Annotated in this window: 17 protein-coding genes; 4 read left to right on the top strand and 13 right to left on the bottom strand. The window is 67.4% G+C overall.

What is annotated here, in order from left to right; all coding sequences use genetic code 11:
* Positions 1-6: 6 nt before the first annotated feature.
* The 7 genes from Q8S30_RS19180 to Q8S30_RS19210 all read right to left on the bottom strand — a co-directional run bounded on the left by Q8S30_RS19180 (position 7) and on the right by Q8S30_RS19210 (position 7063).
* Positions 7-930, bottom strand: coding sequence for a sugar kinase (locus tag Q8S30_RS19180; RefSeq protein WP_305667627.1), 924 nt, complete (start codon positions 928-930; stop codon positions 7-9).
* Positions 927-2141 (bottom strand): mannonate dehydratase, encoded by a 1215-nt coding sequence (gene uxuA, locus Q8S30_RS19185; protein WP_305667628.1) that lies wholly within the window; start codon positions 2139-2141, stop codon positions 927-929. The genes Q8S30_RS19180 and uxuA overlap by 4 nt, the downstream gene beginning before the upstream one ends.
* A gap of 9 nt (positions 2142-2150) precedes the next feature.
* Complete coding sequence (locus Q8S30_RS19190; RefSeq protein WP_305667629.1) at positions 2151-2813, bottom strand: GntR family transcriptional regulator; 663 nt, start codon at positions 2811-2813, stop codon at positions 2151-2153.
* Positions 2814-3016: 203 nt separating this feature from the next.
* Positions 3017-4528, bottom strand: a complete 1512-nt coding sequence (locus Q8S30_RS19195) for a tripartite tricarboxylate transporter permease (protein ID WP_305667630.1) — start codon at positions 4526-4528, stop codon at positions 3017-3019.
* A 1-nt stretch (position 4529) separates the two neighbouring features.
* Entirely contained in the window at positions 4530-5009 is a 480-nt protein-coding gene (locus tag Q8S30_RS19200) for a tripartite tricarboxylate transporter TctB family protein (protein ID WP_305667631.1), read from the bottom strand.
* A gap of 70 nt (positions 5010-5079) precedes the next feature.
* Complete coding sequence (locus Q8S30_RS19205; protein WP_305667632.1) at positions 5080-6078, bottom strand: tripartite tricarboxylate transporter substrate binding protein; 999 nt, start codon at positions 6076-6078, stop codon at positions 5080-5082.
* 49 nt (positions 6079-6127) lie between these two features.
* Positions 6128-7063 (bottom strand): dihydrodipicolinate synthase family protein, encoded by a 936-nt coding sequence (locus Q8S30_RS19210; protein ID WP_305667633.1) that lies wholly within the window; start codon positions 7061-7063, stop codon positions 6128-6130.
* 117 nt (positions 7064-7180) lie between these two features.
* On the opposite strand from Q8S30_RS19210, the gene Q8S30_RS19215 reads away from it, so the two are divergent.
* Positions 7181-8176: a Gfo/Idh/MocA family protein gene (locus Q8S30_RS19215; protein ID WP_305667634.1), complete on the top strand. Its 996-nt coding sequence runs from the start codon at positions 7181-7183 to the stop codon at positions 8174-8176.
* A gap of 17 nt (positions 8177-8193) precedes the next feature.
* Positions 8194-8889 (top strand): FadR/GntR family transcriptional regulator, encoded by a 696-nt coding sequence (locus tag Q8S30_RS19220; protein WP_305667635.1) that lies wholly within the window; start codon positions 8194-8196, stop codon positions 8887-8889.
* Positions 8890-8909: 20 nt separating this feature from the next.
* Here the strand turns inward: Q8S30_RS19220 and Q8S30_RS19225 are convergent, their stop codons facing one another.
* Both Q8S30_RS19225 and Q8S30_RS19230 read right to left on the bottom strand, forming a co-directional pair.
* Positions 8910-9263 (bottom strand): ribbon-helix-helix domain-containing protein, encoded by a 354-nt coding sequence (locus Q8S30_RS19225; protein ID WP_305667636.1) that lies wholly within the window; start codon positions 9261-9263, stop codon positions 8910-8912.
* A 25-nt stretch (positions 9264-9288) separates the two neighbouring features.
* The gene (locus tag Q8S30_RS19230) at positions 9289-9846 is read right to left on the bottom strand and encodes a DJ-1/PfpI family protein (protein ID WP_305667637.1); all 558 of its coding nucleotides are present in this window, start codon (positions 9844-9846) and stop codon (positions 9289-9291) included.
* Positions 9847-10076: 230 nt separating this feature from the next.
* Here Q8S30_RS19230 and Q8S30_RS19235 point away from each other — a divergent pair, with 230 nt between their 5' ends.
* Complete coding sequence (locus Q8S30_RS19235) at positions 10077-10949, top strand: GNAT family N-acetyltransferase (protein WP_305667638.1); 873 nt, start codon at positions 10077-10079, stop codon at positions 10947-10949.
* 25 nt (positions 10950-10974) lie between these two features.
* On the opposite strand, the gene Q8S30_RS19240 is transcribed toward Q8S30_RS19235, so the two are convergent.
* Positions 10975-12294 (bottom strand): FAD-binding oxidoreductase, encoded by a 1320-nt coding sequence (locus tag Q8S30_RS19240; protein WP_305667639.1) that lies wholly within the window; start codon positions 12292-12294, stop codon positions 10975-10977.
* 209 nt (positions 12295-12503) lie between these two features.
* Between Q8S30_RS19240 and Q8S30_RS19245 the strand changes: the two genes are divergently transcribed.
* Positions 12504-12980 (top strand): Lrp/AsnC family transcriptional regulator, encoded by a 477-nt coding sequence (locus Q8S30_RS19245; RefSeq protein WP_066815064.1) that lies wholly within the window; start codon positions 12504-12506, stop codon positions 12978-12980.
* Here the strand turns inward: Q8S30_RS19245 and Q8S30_RS19250 are convergent, their stop codons facing one another.
* The 3 genes from Q8S30_RS19250 to Q8S30_RS19260 are packed head-to-tail and all read right to left on the bottom strand — an operon-like array spanning position 12981 to position 16434.
* Positions 12981-14624 carry an ABC transporter ATP-binding protein gene (locus tag Q8S30_RS19250; RefSeq protein WP_305667640.1) on the bottom strand — a complete coding sequence of 548 codons (1644 nt, stop codon included), beginning with the start codon at positions 14622-14624 and terminating at the stop codon, positions 12981-12983.
* The gene (locus Q8S30_RS19255) at positions 14624-15472 is read right to left on the bottom strand and encodes an ABC transporter permease (protein ID WP_305667641.1); all 849 of its coding nucleotides are present in this window, start codon (positions 15470-15472) and stop codon (positions 14624-14626) included. Before Q8S30_RS19255 ends, Q8S30_RS19250 begins: the two co-directional genes overlap by 1 nt.
* Before the next feature lie 8 nt (positions 15473-15480).
* Positions 15481-16434 carry an ABC transporter permease gene (locus Q8S30_RS19260; protein WP_305667642.1) on the bottom strand — a complete coding sequence of 318 codons (954 nt, stop codon included), beginning with the start codon at positions 16432-16434 and terminating at the stop codon, positions 15481-15483.
* Positions 16435-16440: the final 6 nt, after the last annotated feature.

The raw sequence follows: 16440 nt of genomic DNA on the forward strand, positions 1-16440 counted from the left end.
GTTGCGTCAGAGGGCCGCTTGCGCGTCCAGCACCGCTTGCCGGACCAAAGCGCCTGGATGGCGGATCACCTGGCAGCCAAGCGCATGGCCGGCGCGGATCGCCGTGGCGCAGTCCGCGCCGCCCAGCCGTGACGCAAGATAGCCCGCGTTGAAGCTGTCGCCCGCGGCGGTGCTGTCCACTGGTACTTCGCGCGCCAGATCGTCGATCTGGCCCTGCCCCTCTCGCCCGCCGAACAGGATGGTGCCGCCTCCGTTCTTGACGACCACTTGTCCCGCGCCGAGGGTAAGGTAGCGGGCCAGCGTCGCCTCGGGGCTGGCATCGCCAAACAGCGCCGCCTCGTCATCGAAGCTGGGCAGGCACAGATCGGCCATGGCCGCAGCCTGCTCGGTCACGGCGCGCATGGTGGCGGGGTCGGACCACAGCCGTGGCCGCAGGTTGGTGTCGAACACCACCGTCGTGCCGGCCGCCTGTGCCGCCTTCAGCGCGTCCAGCAGGTTCTGCCGCCCCTCTGGAGGCAGGATCGCCAGCGTGATGCCGGACAGGTAGGCCATGTGGCACCCGTCCAGCCCTGCCGTCAGCGCTGCCGGGTCATCGGCCAGCCGCTTGGCCGCCGACTGGCCGCGCCAATAGGCAAAGCTGCGCTCGCCATTTTTCAGGCTGATCGCATAGAGGCCAATCTCGGCCCCCTCCTCGCGCCCCACGTGGGCGGCGTCGATGCCCTCGGCCGCCAGAAAGTCCAGCATCTGCTGCGAGAACTCGCCGGTGCCGATGCGGGTGAGGTAGCCGACCTGCCAATCCGCGCCCAGCAGGCGGCGCAGATACCAGGCGGTGTTCAGCGTGTCGCCCGCGATCCCCATGCGCCACAGTCCCGGCTGATCGGCGCGCGACATCTCGACCATCGCCTCGCCGATCGACAGTATCCGCCTCATGCCGTGCCTCCGCGAACGCGGGCCAGCGCAGTCTCGACCCCGCGCAGCTCGGCCAGCCCCTTCAGGCGGCCAATGGCCGGGTAGCCGGGCTGCCCGCCGCGGCCGATGTCATCGAGAATGTCCTGCCCGTGATCGGGGCGCATCGGGATCACCGCATCGTCGCGGCCCGCGGCGCGGCGCTTGGCCTCCTCTGCCACGACCGCGTCAATCAGCGCCACCATGTCGGTCTGCCCGCCCAGATGCTCATCCTCGAAGAACGAGTCCGGGATGGTATCGCCGTCGCGCCGCACATTGCGCAGGTGCAGGAAATGCACCCGGTCGCCCAAGCGGCGCATCATGCCCGGCAGGTCATTGTCGGGCCGCGCCCCCAGCGAGCCGGAGCAGAGCGTGATGCCGTTCGCCGGCAGATCCACCGCCGCGATGCGTTCGGCGAAATCCGCCTCGGTCGACATCACGCGGGGCAGGCCAAGCAGCGGGAAGGGCGGATCATCGGGGTGGCAGCAGAGCCGCATCCCCAGATCCTGCGCCACCGGGGCGACCTGTTCGAGGAAGTCGTGGAAATGCCGCCGCAGCACGCCGTCGGTTACGGGCGCATAACTGTCGAGCAGGGCGCGCACATCGGCCATCGTCAGCCGGTCCGCTGCGCCGGGCAGGCCGCAGACCACGTTCTCGGCCAGTTGGGTGCGGCGCGCCTCGGGCATATCGGCAAAGCGGCGGGCGGCGGCGTCTTGCAGCTCGGCCGGGAAGTCGTCAACCGCGCCGGGGCGCTGCAGGATATGCAGATCGAAGGCCGCGAAATCGGTCAGGTCAAAGCGCATGCAGCGCGCGCCATTGGGCCGGCGCCAGGCCAGATCGGTCCGCGTCCAGTCCAGCACCGGCATGAAGTTGTAGCAGATGACACTGATCCCCGCCGCGTGCAGGTTGCGCATCGAGGTGATCCACGCTTCCACATGCGCGCGCCAGTCGCCGGTCTGGGTCTTGACCGCCTCCGACACCGGCAGGCTTTCGACCACCTCCCATGCAAGGCCCGAAGGGCTGCCATCGCGCATCATCGCAATGGCGTCCTGCCGGGCACGGATCTCCTGGGGCGTCCAGACTGTGCCGGTGGGAACGTGGTGCAGGGCGGTGACCACGCCCTGCACGCCCGCCTGCAGCATGTCATCGATAGAGACGGGATCAGCTGGTCCGAACCAGCGCCAGGTCTGTCGCATCAAGATACCTCAGTCGGTGAAATAGTCGGGATAGGTTTCGGCCATCTGCGGCAGCTCTGTCAGCATCTGGCGCAGATGGGTGCGGATCGCCGCCTCGGCGGCATCGGCATCACCGGCCTGCAGCGCGGTCAGGATGGCGCGGTGCTGTGCGATGGTGGCGCCGCGGTCGAAGGTTCGCATCGACAGGTGCCGCAGCCGGTTCATCTGTGCCTTCAGCCGCTCCAGATCCTGCCAGACGGCGGGAAAGCCCGCGGCCGTTGCCATTGCATGATGGAAGCGGTCATCCGCCTCGATGAAGGCCGGCACATCGCCCGCGGCATCGGCCTGCGCCTGCAGCACCAGCTCGGCCTCCATTGCGCTCAGGTCGGGGCGGGCTGCGGCGACGAGCCGGGCCAGATCGCTCTCCACGGCCTCGCGGATCAGCCGGGCCGACAGTACGGCACGCACCGAAATGCGCCCGATATAGGTGCCGCGTTGGGGAAGGATCTCGGCCAGGCCATCGGCGGCCAGCCGGATGAAGGCCTCGCGCACCGGCTGCCGCGACAGCCCGACCTGGGCCGCGATCTCTGTCTCTGACAGCCGCGCACCGGGCAACAGATCGCCGCGCAGGACGCAGCGATACAGCCAGTCATGGACCTGTTGGGCGGTCGAGGCAGAGCGGATGGGGATCATGGGAACCGTGTTACAAACTTTGCCACAATATATTCCATACTTCCATACTAGTAAAGAAGCGTCTCTTCCCCAGCCTTGATCGCGTCAGGCATTTCGCTGGTTTCGGATCATCTTGCCACGACTGCCGGACACAAAACCTGAAACCCCGCGGCGCATCAAGCGCCGCGGGGCAGGCCGGTCCAACGCCGTGCAAAGTGCCGATATCAGGCGGTGCCGCGCCCCTTGCCCATCCGCCTCACCGCGCCAAGCAGCGCCATGCCCCAGATCAGCAGCACGCAGATCCCCAGCCCCGCGGCGATGGGCCGCTCGAAGAACGCGGTCAGATCGCCGCCCGACTTGATCATCGAGGTCATGAACATCCGCTCGAACATGCCGCCGAGCACGAGGCCGAGGATGATCGGCGCCACCGGGAACCCGTTCTCCTCCAGCACCCAACCCAGCAGACCGATGGCGAGCATGATGACGATCCCGAACACCGAATTGGTCATCGCAAAGGCGCCGACGATGCAGAAGCTGAGCACGATGGGCAGCAGCACGCGCGAGGGCACCCGCAGCACCTGACGCGAGGCTTTCACGGCGGCCCAGCCCAGCGGCACCATCATCAGCGTCGTCAGGATGAAGATCATGAACACGGCATAGATCAGCTGCGGGTTCTGGATGAACACGGTCGGGCCGGGGTTCATGCCCTTCATGTACAGAACGCCGATCACGATGGCCGTCACGCTGTCCCCGGGGATGCCGAACACCAGCGCTGGGATCCACGCGCCGCCCACCGCGGCATTGTTCGCGGCAGAGGCATCGACCAGCCCCTCGACATGGCCCTTGCCGTATTTCTCGGGCGTCTTGGAAAAGCGCTTGGACACGGCATAGGCCATCCACGCCGCAATGTCCGCGCCCGCGCCCGGCAGCGCGCCGATCAGCGTGCCCATAAGCGAGCCGCGCACGATGTTCTTGGGGTGACGGCGGATCACGCCGCCCACGCCCTTGAACAGCGCGCCCTCGCCAGCCGGCATCGGCGGCGGCGGGGCGTTGTGGTTCAGGCGGATCACCCCGCGCATCACCTCGGCCAGTGCAAACAGGCCAATCATCGCCGGGATGAACTCCACCCCCGCCATCAGGTCGACCTGCCCCAGCGTGAAGCGCGGCACGCCGGTCGTGGGGTCGAGCCCGACCGTCGCCATCGCCAGACCGATCAGCAGCGCGATCCCCGCCTTCAGCGGATCGGCCGAGGCGATGAAGATCGCGCAGGACAGGCCCAACGTCGCCAGCCAGAAGTATTCATACGAGGTGAAGCGCAGCGCGAATTCCGCCAGCAGCGGCGCGGCGGCGATCAGCACGCCCACCCCGAACAGCCCGCCGATGCAGGACACCAGCAGGTTGGTGCCCAGCGCCATGTTCAGCTTCCCCTGCAAGGCAAGCCGGTGGCTGTCCTCGACATAGGCGGCAGAGGCGGGCGTGCCCGGAATGCGCAGCAGCGCGCCCGGAATGTCCCCGGCAAAGATCGCCATGCCGCTGGCCGAAACGATGGCCGCCAGCGCCGGGATCGGGTCCATGAAGAAGGTCATCGGCACCAGCAGCGCCGTCGCCATCGTCGCCGTCAGCCCCGGCATCGCGCCGACGAACATGCCGAACATGCCCGCCAGCAGCGCCGTCAGCAGAACCTGCGGGTCGAGCACCAGCAGCGCCGCCTGAAGAAGGATGTCGCCAAAGCCCATCTTACAGCACTCCATCCAGAATTCCGCGCGGCAGCGGCACACGCAGCAGCCCCGCGAACAGCCACCAGCAGGCCATGCTGGTGCCAACCGCCAACGCCAGCGCAACCCAGGGGCGCAGGCGAAGCACAAGGAACAGCACGCTCAGCCCGATGACAGAGACAGGAATGAACCCAAGGCTCTGCGCCACCCAGATCTGCGCCAGCACATTGCCCAGAACCGCCAGCAGAGCGGCCATCCCAGTGCCCTGCCGCAGCTCGGGCACCAGCGAGACCAAAGGCCCCCCCGCCGCCTGCCGCCGCGCCATCACGTCGCGCAGGATCAGCAGAGCGCCGCCCAGAACGAAGCCGCCCGCAAGGATCGAGGGCAGCAGCGCGGCGCCATAGGGTTGGCCGCCAAAGCTGGGAAACAGCGAGGCCTGCCAGAACATGAACAGCCCCAGCGCGATCAGCAGCGCGCCCGATACGGCATCGGTGATCTTCATGGTCCCCTCCCCGGTTCCAATGGAAAAGGCGGGCGCCGCCATGTCTGGCCGCGCCCGCCCATCGTTTAGCTCAGCCCTGAACCAGCCCGGCCGCGGCCATCGTGGTCGCCATCAGGCCATCCGCATCCGCCATCATCGCGGCATGGGCGGCGGGGTCCAGATAGGTGATGCCGAAGCCGCGGCTGTTCATGAACTCGGTGAACTCGGGGTCCACCGCGATCTCGGCCAGCGCGGCAGAGACGACATCGGCAACCTCCTGCGGCAGGTCCTTCGGACCGGCCACGCCGCGCCAGGTCGCCAGCGCGAAGTCACCGCCACCGGCTTCCGACAGGGTCGGCAGGTCCGGGTGGCTGGCCGCACGCTCGGTGCCCATCAGCGCCAGGTTCACGGCGCGGCCGGCATCGACCATCGCCTTGGTCTCGCCCAGCGACACGGTGACGATGTCGATCCCGCCGGCGATCAGATCCTGCATCGCGGGGGCCGAGCCTTCGGACGGCACCCAGATCACGTGATCCGGCGCAAGGCCCAGCGCCTGCAGCCAGCCCACCAGCGCAAGATGCCAGATCCCGCCCTGCGAGGTGCCCGAGGCCTTGAACGTGCCGGGGGCAGAGGCGCGGATCGCCTCGGTCAGGCTGGCGATGTCCTTGTACTCGCTGGCGGTCGACACGGTGACAGCCGGGCTGTCGGCATTCATCAGGCCCAGCGGGGTGTAATCGGCATGGGTCAGCTCGGTCAGGCCCATATGGTGCATCATGGTGATTTCCACCGTGACGATGCCCAGCGTGTAGCCATCCGGCTCTGCGGTGGCGATGGCCGAATGGCCGATGACGCCCGCGCCCCCCGTACGGTTCACCACGTTGATCGGCTGGCCGAGCTTGCGCTCCAGCAGCGCCGAGATCATCCGCGCGGTGGCATCGGTGCCACCCCCGGCGCCCCACGGGACCAGCATGGTCAGCGGGCGCGACGGATAATCGGCGGCCCAGGCAGCGCCCGGCATCATGCCGAGGGCCGAAAGGGCAGCGGCGCCCTGCAGCAGGCCGCGGCGGGTCGGTTTGGTGAAGTTGGTCATCGGTTCCTCCCAGAAGATGACGCCCGGTGGCCGGGCGATGGCAAATTGGTCAGGCGGCTTGCGCAGCCCGGTAATCCTGTTCAGCGGCCAGCAGATCGCGGGCGGCCTTGGCAATGGCGTCCTGATGCGCCGCGTCCACATGGCTCATCGGCGGCAGCAGCGGGCCCATGTCGCCCAGTCCCGAATGGCTGATCGCGTCATGCAGCACCCGGATCTCGCCATGGCCGCCGCGCAGGGCCTCCAGCGCCTGCATCGGGCGCAGCAGCCGTTCGGCCTCGGCCCGGTCGCCGCGCTTCAACGCCTCCAGCAGCGCCATCGACATCGACGGCGCGATGCAGACGCAACCTGCGGTGAAGCCGGCAAGCCCGTCATCGAGCATATGCGGAATCGCCGGCGGCTCGCCGAAGCCCGAGATGACACGGTCCGCGCCGATGGCGTCGACAATCGCGGCCAGGTAGGGATCGGCCTCGCCCGGCTGTCGGGGCACCGCGTATTTCACGCCGAAGACCACGCCCTCGGCGACCAGATCGCCAAGCATGGCTGCGGGGATGTAGCCATCGGTCTTGATGTAGACCAACAGCTGCACGTTGCACTCCGCATGGAAGCGGCGAAGCGCCGTGCCCATCCCCTCATGCGTCAGCGGCGCGCCCATCGGCACCAGCAGCGCGACCGGGAAGCGGCGGGTCTTCAGCACCGCGGCCTGATCCATCATCTTGCCGGCATCGGGCCCGACCGAGGGCAGCAGCCAGGTATCATCGGACGCCATCGCCTGCAGCCGGTCCAGCCAGTCGGCGTAGACGGCGACCGGCCAGTGCTGCGCCAGCGCGTTGCCGCCATAGAGCACGGTGGTCACGCCGCCTTCGCGCAGATGCGCCAGCACGGCGGCATTGCCGGCCTCCGAGAACGCGCCATCGGCGGTCCGGGCCAGAGGGGGGACCGCCATCACCGAGGCAGCCAGATCTGATGGGGTAACGCTGTAACGCATGGCACCTGTCCCTTGTCGCTTGGCCAAAAGAAGTAACCGTGATTCCCGTATTGGTCAATAGTTGTAAAATAAGTTATAAGAAGCTAGAAGGCGGGCAAGCAAGTTCAGGAGAGTCCCATGCAGCATCTGACCATCGCGGTTGCCGGCGCCGGCGCGATCAGCGAATTTCACCTCAAGGGCTGGCAGGCGCAGCAGGGCGTGACCCTTGCCGCGATCTGCGACCCGGACCAAACCCGCGCACAGGCGCAGGCGGACCGCTTCGGCATCCCCGCCGTCTTCACCGACATGGGCGAGATGCTTACAGCCGTGCGCCCCGATGCGGTGGACATCATCACCCCCGTCGGCAGCCATGCCCCGCTGGTGCGGCAGGCGGCGGATCTGGGCGTGCATGTGATGTGCCAGAAGCCGATGACGCCCACGGTGGCCGAGGCCGAGGCGCTGATCGCCGATGTGGGCGAGCGGGTGCGCTTCATGGTGCATGAAAACTACCGCTTCCGCCCGCATTACGCCGAACTGGCCCGCCGCATCCATGCGGGCGAGGTCGGCCGCCTGCGCCATGCGCGGCTGACGGTGCGCTCTTCCAGCCTGATGGATTATCCCGGCAAGGTGCCCTTCCTGCTGGGCCGCCAGCCTTATATGGCCGATTTTACGCGGCTCCTGGTGTTCGAGGTGCTGATCCACCACCTCGACGCCCTGCGCGCGATTCTGGGCGAGATGACCGTGACCGCCGTGCGGCTGGACCGGATGAACCCCGACCTGAAGGGCGAGGATGTGGCGCTGGTGCAGCTCGAAAGCGCGGATGGCGCGCTGATCCAGATCGATGCCAATATCTCGGCCCCCGGCCACCCGCCGCTGCCGACCGACCGGCTGGAACTGCTGGGAGAGCTGGACACCCTGATCTATGACCGCGACCGCATCACCCTGCTGTCGCAGCCCGATGCCGTGTCGCTGCACGACCTGACGGCGAACTACCAGGCCTGTTTCACCGGCGCTGTCACCGATTTCGTCGAAGGCCTGCGCACGGGGCGCCCGTTCCAGACCGACAGGCTGGACAATCTGCAGACGCTGCGGCTTATGGAATCCATTTACCGGGTCGCCGGGGTTCCGATCTGAGGTGAAGGAGAGTTTGTTTGGCCGACCCTCAGCGCCCGTCCCTGGCCGATCAGGTCTATGACCAGCTTCTGACCCAGATCGTCGAAGAGCAATACCCGCTGCACAGCCGCCTTCCGCCCGAACAGGTGCTGGCGCAAAGCTGCGGCGTGTCGCGCCCGGTGCTGCGCACGGCGCTGGCGCGGTTGCGCGATGACGGGATCGTCGCCTCGCGCCGGGGGTCGGGCAATTACGTCGCCCGCCGCCCCGACAAGCAGGTGATGAGCTTCGTGCCGCTGGGGTCGATCACCGACATCCAGCGCTGTTACGAGTTCCGCATCGACATCGAGAGCGCCGCCGCCGCCTGGGCCGCCAAGCGCCGTGACGAGGCCGATCTGGCGGCGCTGGAGGCGGCATTCCAGCGCATGGACCAGACCTATCAGGAACAGGCGCTGGGGGTGGATGCCGATCAGATGCTGCATCTGGCGATTGCGCGGGCGACCAAGAACCCGTTCTTCCAGACGGTTCTGGAATCCCTCGCCCAGCAGATCGGGTTCGGCATGAAGCTGTCCCGCTCGCTCACCCTGCTGGCCTCGCCGAACCGGCAGGCGCTGGTGCAGGGCGAACACCGCGCCGTCATCGACGCGATCTTGCGCCAAGACCCGGACGCCGCCGCACAGGCGATGCGCGCCCACATCACCGCCGCGCGCGACCGGATGTTCGTGGGCGACAGCTGAGGGCGGCCCCTGCGGCGCCGCTAGTTCATGCGCCGCGCTGCCTCCCGCGCCAGAATCGCCCGCGCCGGATGCCCCGCTATCGGCACGTGAAGATCGGCGGAAATCTCGCCCGCGGCAATCAGCGCGTGATAGCGCGCGCAGCACACCCGCAGGAACGAGGTGAAATTGCCAAGGTCATGATCGGCATCCATTGCCTCATGCCAAAGCTTGGTGATCAGCTGCGCGACGGTCATCCCGTCGCGCGCGCCGATTTCGGTCAGCGTGTCCCAGAAATGGGCCTCGATCCGGATCGAGGTGGCGACCCCGTCGATGCGCAGGCTGTGGGTGCGGCTTTGCCATTGGCTGGCATCCGCCTTGATGAAAAGTTCGCACATCGCAGGGCCTCCCGTCCCGTGGATGTCAGAGGATCGCCATGAATTGCTTCAGCCAGGCCGGATGGGCCGGCCAGGCAGGCGCCGTCACCAGATTGCCATCGGTCACCGCCTCTGTCACCGCAATATCGGCGAAGGTCCCGCCCGAGGCCGTGACCTCATAGGCGCAGGCCGGATAGGCCGAGCAGGTGCGCCCCGTCAGCACACCCGCCGCGGCCAGCAGCTGTGCGCCGTGGCAGATGGAGGCGACGGGTTTGCCGGCGTCGAAGAAATGCCGGACCATCGCCAGAACCTCGGGGTTCATCCGCAAGTATTCCGGCGCGCGGCCGCCCGGCACCACCAGCGCATCATAGCTGGCGGCATCGACCGCAGCGAAATCGGCGGTCAGGGCGAAGTTGTGGCCCGGCTTTTCCGAATAGGTCTGGTCGCCCTCGAAATCATGGATCGCGGTCTTGACCGTGTCGCCCGCGGCCTTGCCGGGGCAGACGGCATCCACCTCATGCCCGCAGGCCAGAAGGCACTGAAACGGAACCATCGTTTCATAGTCCTCGGTGAAATCGCCGGTGATCATCAGGATCTTCGCCATGCTGCATCCTCCCTTGCTGATGGTGAGGGGAAGGGTAGGGCGGGCGCGGCCGGGGTGGGTGTTAGCCGAATACTACATCCCGGCGGTGTTGGCACTTGCGGCGGCTTGCAGGGCCGCAACGGCAGTCGTGACACCCCGCAGTATCTGCTGTAAAAGCTTGAAAATGCGCAGCAAATGCTCCAACGCATCCCTAGTCTGTAGATATGGAATATATCGGCCGGAATGTGAGAGTGACCCTGCAGCCCACCCCGACCAAACAGCTGGAATCCTATCAGGTTTTCGCCGCGCCGATGACGGTGGAGGATCTGCCGAAGCTGCATGAGCTGTCGATCGGTGTCGGCTGGCCGCATCGCCCGGAAGATTGGGAGCTGGCAATCGGTCTGGGCGAGGGGATCGTCGCGCGGGACGAGATCGGCCGCGTCGTGGGCTCGGCCATGTGGTTTCCCCTGGGCGAGCAATTTGCGGCTGTCGGCATGGTCATCACCTCGCCGCGGCTGCAAGAGCTTGGCGCGGGCAGCTGGCTGATGGGGCATATCCTTGATCGGGTCGGTGCGCGCGGCAAGGTGCTGAACGCCACCCGCGCGGCCTATCGGCTGTATATCTCGCTGGGGTTCATGCCGCTCTCGCCCGTCCACCAGCACAATGGCGTCGTGGGCGAGGTTTCCGCCGGCCCGCGCCATGCCCGCCCGATGCGCCCCGAGGATGCGGCGGCCATTCATGCGCTGGATACCGCGGCGATGGGCGCCGCCCGCCCGGCGCTGATGAACCGGCTGCTACAGCTGTCCACCGGCACGGTGGTGGAACGCGGCGGGCAGGTGACGGGCTTTGCCCTCTGCCGCAAGTTCGGCCGCGGCCATGTCGTCGGCCCGGTGGTGGCGGAATCCGAGGAAGACGCCATCGCGCTGATCGCCCCCCATGCCGAGGCGCTGGCGGGCAACTTCCTGCGGGTGGACACCCGCCAGCCAGACGGGCCGCTGCGCGAGTTCCTCGTCGCCTCGGGTATCCGGCACTACGACACGGTGACGCGGATGGGCCTTGGCCCGGTGCCGCAGCCCGCCGGCCCGGCGCAGACGATGGCCCTGGTCAATCAGGCCTTCGGCTAGGTCGACCCGGCGCCCCCGCCCTCCATCAGAACTCTGCGACCTTGCCCCAGGACGACTGGTCGAACCGCGAGGGGTGATAGGGCCTGGGGTCAAGGATCGGCGCAGTCCCCGTCACCAGATCGGCGATCAGATGCCCGGCCCCCGGCCCGATGCCAAAACCGTGGCCGCTGAACCCCGCCGCAAGGATGAAGCCGGGGATATTCGTCTCGCCGATTGCCGGCACCCCGTCGGGGGTGGAGTCGATATACCCCGCCCAGGCGGCGGTCACCGGCACATCCGCCAGTGCCGGGAACAGCGCCCGCGCCCGGCGCAGGGTCTCGGCGATCTGGCCGTGGTCGGGGCGTGGATCGAGGATGCGCATACGTTCCATCGGCGTCGACGCATCCAGCCGCCAGCGGCGCAGCGTCTCATGCCCCGAGCGCAGCCCTTGCAGCCCGCCTGGCGCCAGCGATTTGCGGCGTTTGAAGAACATCGGCAGGAAGCTGGTCGCAAAGCGCATCTGCTGCGCCGTCACATCCACCCGCGCCTTGCCCGAGATTGCCAGCGTATAGCCGCCATCCCCGCGCCGCGTGGTGCTGACCTGCGAGGTATGCAGTGCGTCGGGCAGATCGGCGCCGGGCCCCACGGCAAGGATCGACGAGCGGATCGAGGCCTGCGGAAACCGGATCCCCAGCTGCCGGCAGAAGGACGAGGCCCAGGCCCCGCCCGCCATCACCACCGTGCGGGTGCGTATCACGCCCGCCTCTGTCACCACCGCCGCCACGCGCCCGCCCTCCAGCTCCAGTCCGCGGGCGGCGCACATCTGGTGGACGCTGCCGCCCAAGGCCAGGGTGCCAAGCGCGATCACCGGCGCGGCCCGCTCGGGATCCGCGATGCCATCCGTGGGCGAGAACACCCCGCCCTTCCACGCCTTGCCCGTGGCGCGCCCGCGCTCTGCCGCCTCGGCCGCGCTCAGCATATGCGTCACCACGCCCTCGCCGCGGGCAAAGTCGCGCCAGCGGGCCCAGCCGGCCAGCTCCGCCTCGTCATTCGACAGGTAATGCAGCCCGCAGCGGCGAAAGCCCACATCCTGCCCGATCTGCCCCGCCATCGCCTCCCACAGCGCAAGGCTGGCCGTCGCCATCAGCAATTCGCGCGCATCGCGGTTCTGCTGGCGGCACCAGCCCCAGTTGCGGCTGGATTGTTCAGCCCCGATGCGGCCCTTCTCGACCAGCGCCACCTTCACCCCGCGCCGCGCCAGATAATAGGCGGTGCAGACGCCCACGATGCCGCCGCCGATCACCACGGCATCCGCCGCCTGCGGCAGGGCCGGGCTCGTCGTCACATGAAGCAAGGGTGCGGGCATGGGTGCCTCCGTTTTCGCCAGTCTAGGGCGGGCGGCCCGGTTCCGGCTGCCGGTCCTGCAACGATTGCAGCATTTCATGCCGAGTGAAGCACTGTTGCCAGAGCGTTATACCGCCTCGCTTTTGCCGGGCTGGCCTTGGTCGCATTGCCGCTGTAGGCTGGGGCACCGGCAGATCCTGCCTGTGCCGGGACCAGCGCAAGGGACAGACCGTGAAGCTTGACCGGATCGACATCCGCATCCTGCATGAGTTGCAGAAGAACGGCCGCATCACCAATGTGGAACTGGCCGAACTGGTGCATCTGTCCCCAAGCCCCTGCCTGATGCGCGTTAAGAAACTGCAGCAAGCTGGCTATATCACTGGATATTCCGCCCAGATCGACATCGCCAAGCTGGGCCAGACCATCACCGTCTTCACCGAGGTGACGCTGAAGAACCACCGCCAGATCGACTTTGCCCGCTTCCAGCAGGCCGCCGAGAAGGTCGAGGAAATCATCGAATGCCACCTGATTTCAGGGGGTTACGACTACTTGTTAAAGTTCGTGACCGGCGGCATCGGCGAGTATCAGACGATCATGGAACGGCTGACCGACATGGATATCGGCATCGACAAGTATTTCAGCTTCGTCGTGATGAAATCCCCCTTCATCAAGACCCATCTGCCGCTGAAAAGCATCTTCCCGATGTGACTACAGCGCTGCCGCTCGCGGCGGCACGCTGTCCAGCCAGCCGGTATCGAGCTTCGGCACCGACGAGAACAGCAGCTGCGAATAGGGATGCTGCGCCCCGCCCTGCAGGCGGTCCGCAGGCAGCCGCTCCACCACCTCGCCATTCAGCATCACCATCACATCGTCGCAGATCGCCTGCACCGTCGACAGGTCATGGCTGATGAAGACGTAGGACAGGTGCAGTTCGCGCTGCAACTCCTTCAGCAGTTCGATCACCGCCGCCGCCACTACGGTATCCAGCGCCGAGGTGATCTCGTCGCACAGGATCACCTCGGGCCCCGCCGCCAGCGCACGGGCCAAGTTCACGCGCTGCTTCTGCCCGCCCGACAGCTCGCCCGGCAGGCGGTGCTTCATCGCGCGCGGCAGGCGGACCATGTCCAGCAGCTCATCGGTCCGCGCCTCGCGCGCGGCGCCCTTCTGGCCATGGTAGAAGGTCAGCGGGCGGCCGACGATATCGCCCACGGGGCGTTGCGGGTTCAGCGCGGTATCGGCGAGCTGGAACACGATCTGCAGGCGGCGCAGCTCTTCCTTGCCCCGCGCCCGCGCCTCCGGCTCCAGCGCGTGGGCGTCCAGCAGCACCTTGCCCGACACCGGGGGCAGCAGCCCGGCAATCGCCCGCGCCAGCGTGGATTTGCCCGACCCGCTCTCCCCGATCACGCCCAGATTCTGCCCCCGTTCCAACCGGCAGGATACGTTGTTCAGCGCCAGCTTGTGCGGCCGCCCATCGCGCCCGAGCGGGCCATAGCCCGCCACAAGGTTGCGCACCTCCAAAATGGGGCGCTTGGTCTCGGCCTCCGACCGCGAGGCAGAGGCGTAGGGAACCGGCTCGAACGCCGCCAGCAACTCACGTGTGTAGGGGTGTTCCGCGCGGTGCAGGATCTGCTCGACCGGGCCTTCCTCCTGCACTTCGCCGCCCTTCAGCACCACGATCCGGTCAGCGATCTGCGCCACCACCGCCAGATCGTGGCTGACATAGACCCCGCCCATGCCGCCCAGCTTCATCACCGACTTGAAGGCCCGCAGCACCTCGATCTGGGTGGTGACGTCCAGCGCCGTCGTCGGCTCGTCAAAGATCATCAGCTTCGGCCCGCCGATCAGCGCCATCGCCGCCGCCAGCCGCTGCAGCTGCCCGCCCGACACCTGATGCGGATAGCGCTGGCCGATGGTCTCGGGCTCCGGCAGCGCCAGCGCGCGGAACAGTTCCACCGCCTTCACCCGCGCGGCATCGGGCGACATCAGCTTGTGGATCTGCGCGACCTCGATCACCTGATCCATCAGCCGCTGCGAGGGGTTGAAGGCCGCGGCGGCGCTTTGCGGCACATAGGCCACCTCGGTGCCGCGCAGCGCCTGCCGCTCCGCCTCGGGCATCGCCACCAGATCGCGCCCCGCCAGCCGCACCGTGCCGCCGGTGATGGTGCAGCCGGGGCGGGTGTGACCCATCAGCGTGAGGGCGATGGTGGTCTTGCCCGATCCGCTTTCGCCGATCAGCGCCACGATCTCGCCCTCGGCAATGTCAAAGCTGACGCCCTTGATGATCTCGATCCTGCGGCCCGCATCGCTGCGCGCCTGTACCTTCAGATCCCGGATTTCGACAAGGTTCTGCATCATTCGCTCCTGTCGCGGATCTTGACGGGCAGGTTGTCGATCAAAAGGTTCACGCTGATCGTCAGGCTGGCGATGGCAAGGCTCGGCATCAGCACCGCTGGCGCGCCGAACGGCAGGCCGCCGATATTCTCGCGCACAAGGCTGCCCCAGTCGGCATTCGGCGGTTGCACCCCCAGCCCGAGGAAGGACAGGCCCGACAGCAGCAGCACGATGAACACGAAGCGCAGCCCCAGATCGGCCAGCACCGGCCCGGTGATGTTGGGCAGGATTTCCCGCGTCACCAGATAGCCCGTCCGCTCGCCCCGCGCGCGGGCGACGGTGACGAAATCCATCGTGTTGATGTTCACCGCCAGCGCCCGGGCAAAGCGATAGGCGCCGGGCGTGTAGATCACCCCCAAAAGCACAATCAGCACCGGGATCGACGAGCCGATGGCCGCCACCATCACCAGCCCGAACAGCTTGGACGGGATCGAATTCAGCGCATCCAGAAACCGGCTGAGCCCGGTATCCAGCCAGCCACCGACCACCGCCGCCGTCATCCCCAGCACCACGCCCGAGATACAGGCAAGGCACACCGCCGCCAGCGAAATCCCCACCGTATAGCGCGCGCCCATCAGCACGCGCGAGAAGATGTCGCGCCCCAGATAGTCCGACCCCATCCACAGCTTGGCCGAGATCGGGCCGTAATAGTCGAAATCGACAATCTCGCCCGGCGGATAGGGGCTGAGCATCGGGCCGATCACCGCCACCAGCGCCCAGAAGCAGACGACCGTCGCGGCGATCAGGCCAATCCAGTTCATGTGATAGCCAAGGCGGCGCGGGGTGGGCCAGAAGGCTTTGGTGTGCATCGGGCCCCTCACTTTCGCAGCTTCGGGTTGGACAGGATGGCGATGATATCGGCCAGCGTGATCAGCGTCAGATAGCCAAGGCAGAAGATCATCGCGCAGGTCTGGATCAGCGGCAGGTCGCGGGTGGCGACGGCATCGACCATCAGCTTGGCGATGCCGGGATAATTGAAGATCGTCTCGACGATGATCACCCCGCCCAACAGGTAGGACAGCGACAGCGCCACCGCGTTGACGATGGGGCCGATCGCATTGGGCAGCGCGTGGCGCATCACCATCCGGCGGCGCGAGGCGCCCTTCAGCAGCGCCATCTCCACATAGGGCATGGTCAGCGCGTCGATTACCGCCGCCCGCGTCATGCGGATCATCTGCGCCGAGATCACGCAGCACAGCGTGATAACCGGCATGGCGAAGACCCGCAGCATCTCGGCCAGGCTGGTCACGTCATTGGCGAAGGACAGTGCCGGCAGCCACTTCAGCCAGACCGCGAAGACCAGCACTGCCAGCGTGGCGATCATGAATTCGGGCACCGAGATCACCGCGACGATGCCGGTGGTGACGATCCGGTCATAGACCGACCCGCGATGCATCGCCGTGGTGATGCCCAGGAACAGCGCCACCGGCACCGCCACCGCCGCCGTCACTGCCGCCAGCATCAGCGTATTGGCCAGCCGCCCGCCGATCATCCCCGCCACCGGCAGGTTGTTGGCATAGGACATGCCCAGATCGCCCTGCGCCAGCCCGATCAGCCAGCGCCCGTATTGCAGGAATGCCGGGTCGTTCAGGTGCATCGCCTCGCGCAGCCCGGCCACCGCCTCGGGCGTCGCGGCCTGTCCCAGCAGGATCTCCACCACGTCGCCGGGCAGCATCTGCGTGGCGGCGAAGACGACGAAAGACACGATCAGCAGGGTGACCAGGGCCACCCCCAGCCTGCCAAGCACCAGTCGGACGATCTGCGGATTCATGGCTGG

This window comes from Frigidibacter sp. (assembly GCF_030695035.1).
Taxonomy (GTDB): Bacteria; Pseudomonadota; Alphaproteobacteria; order Rhodobacterales; family Rhodobacteraceae; genus Frigidibacter.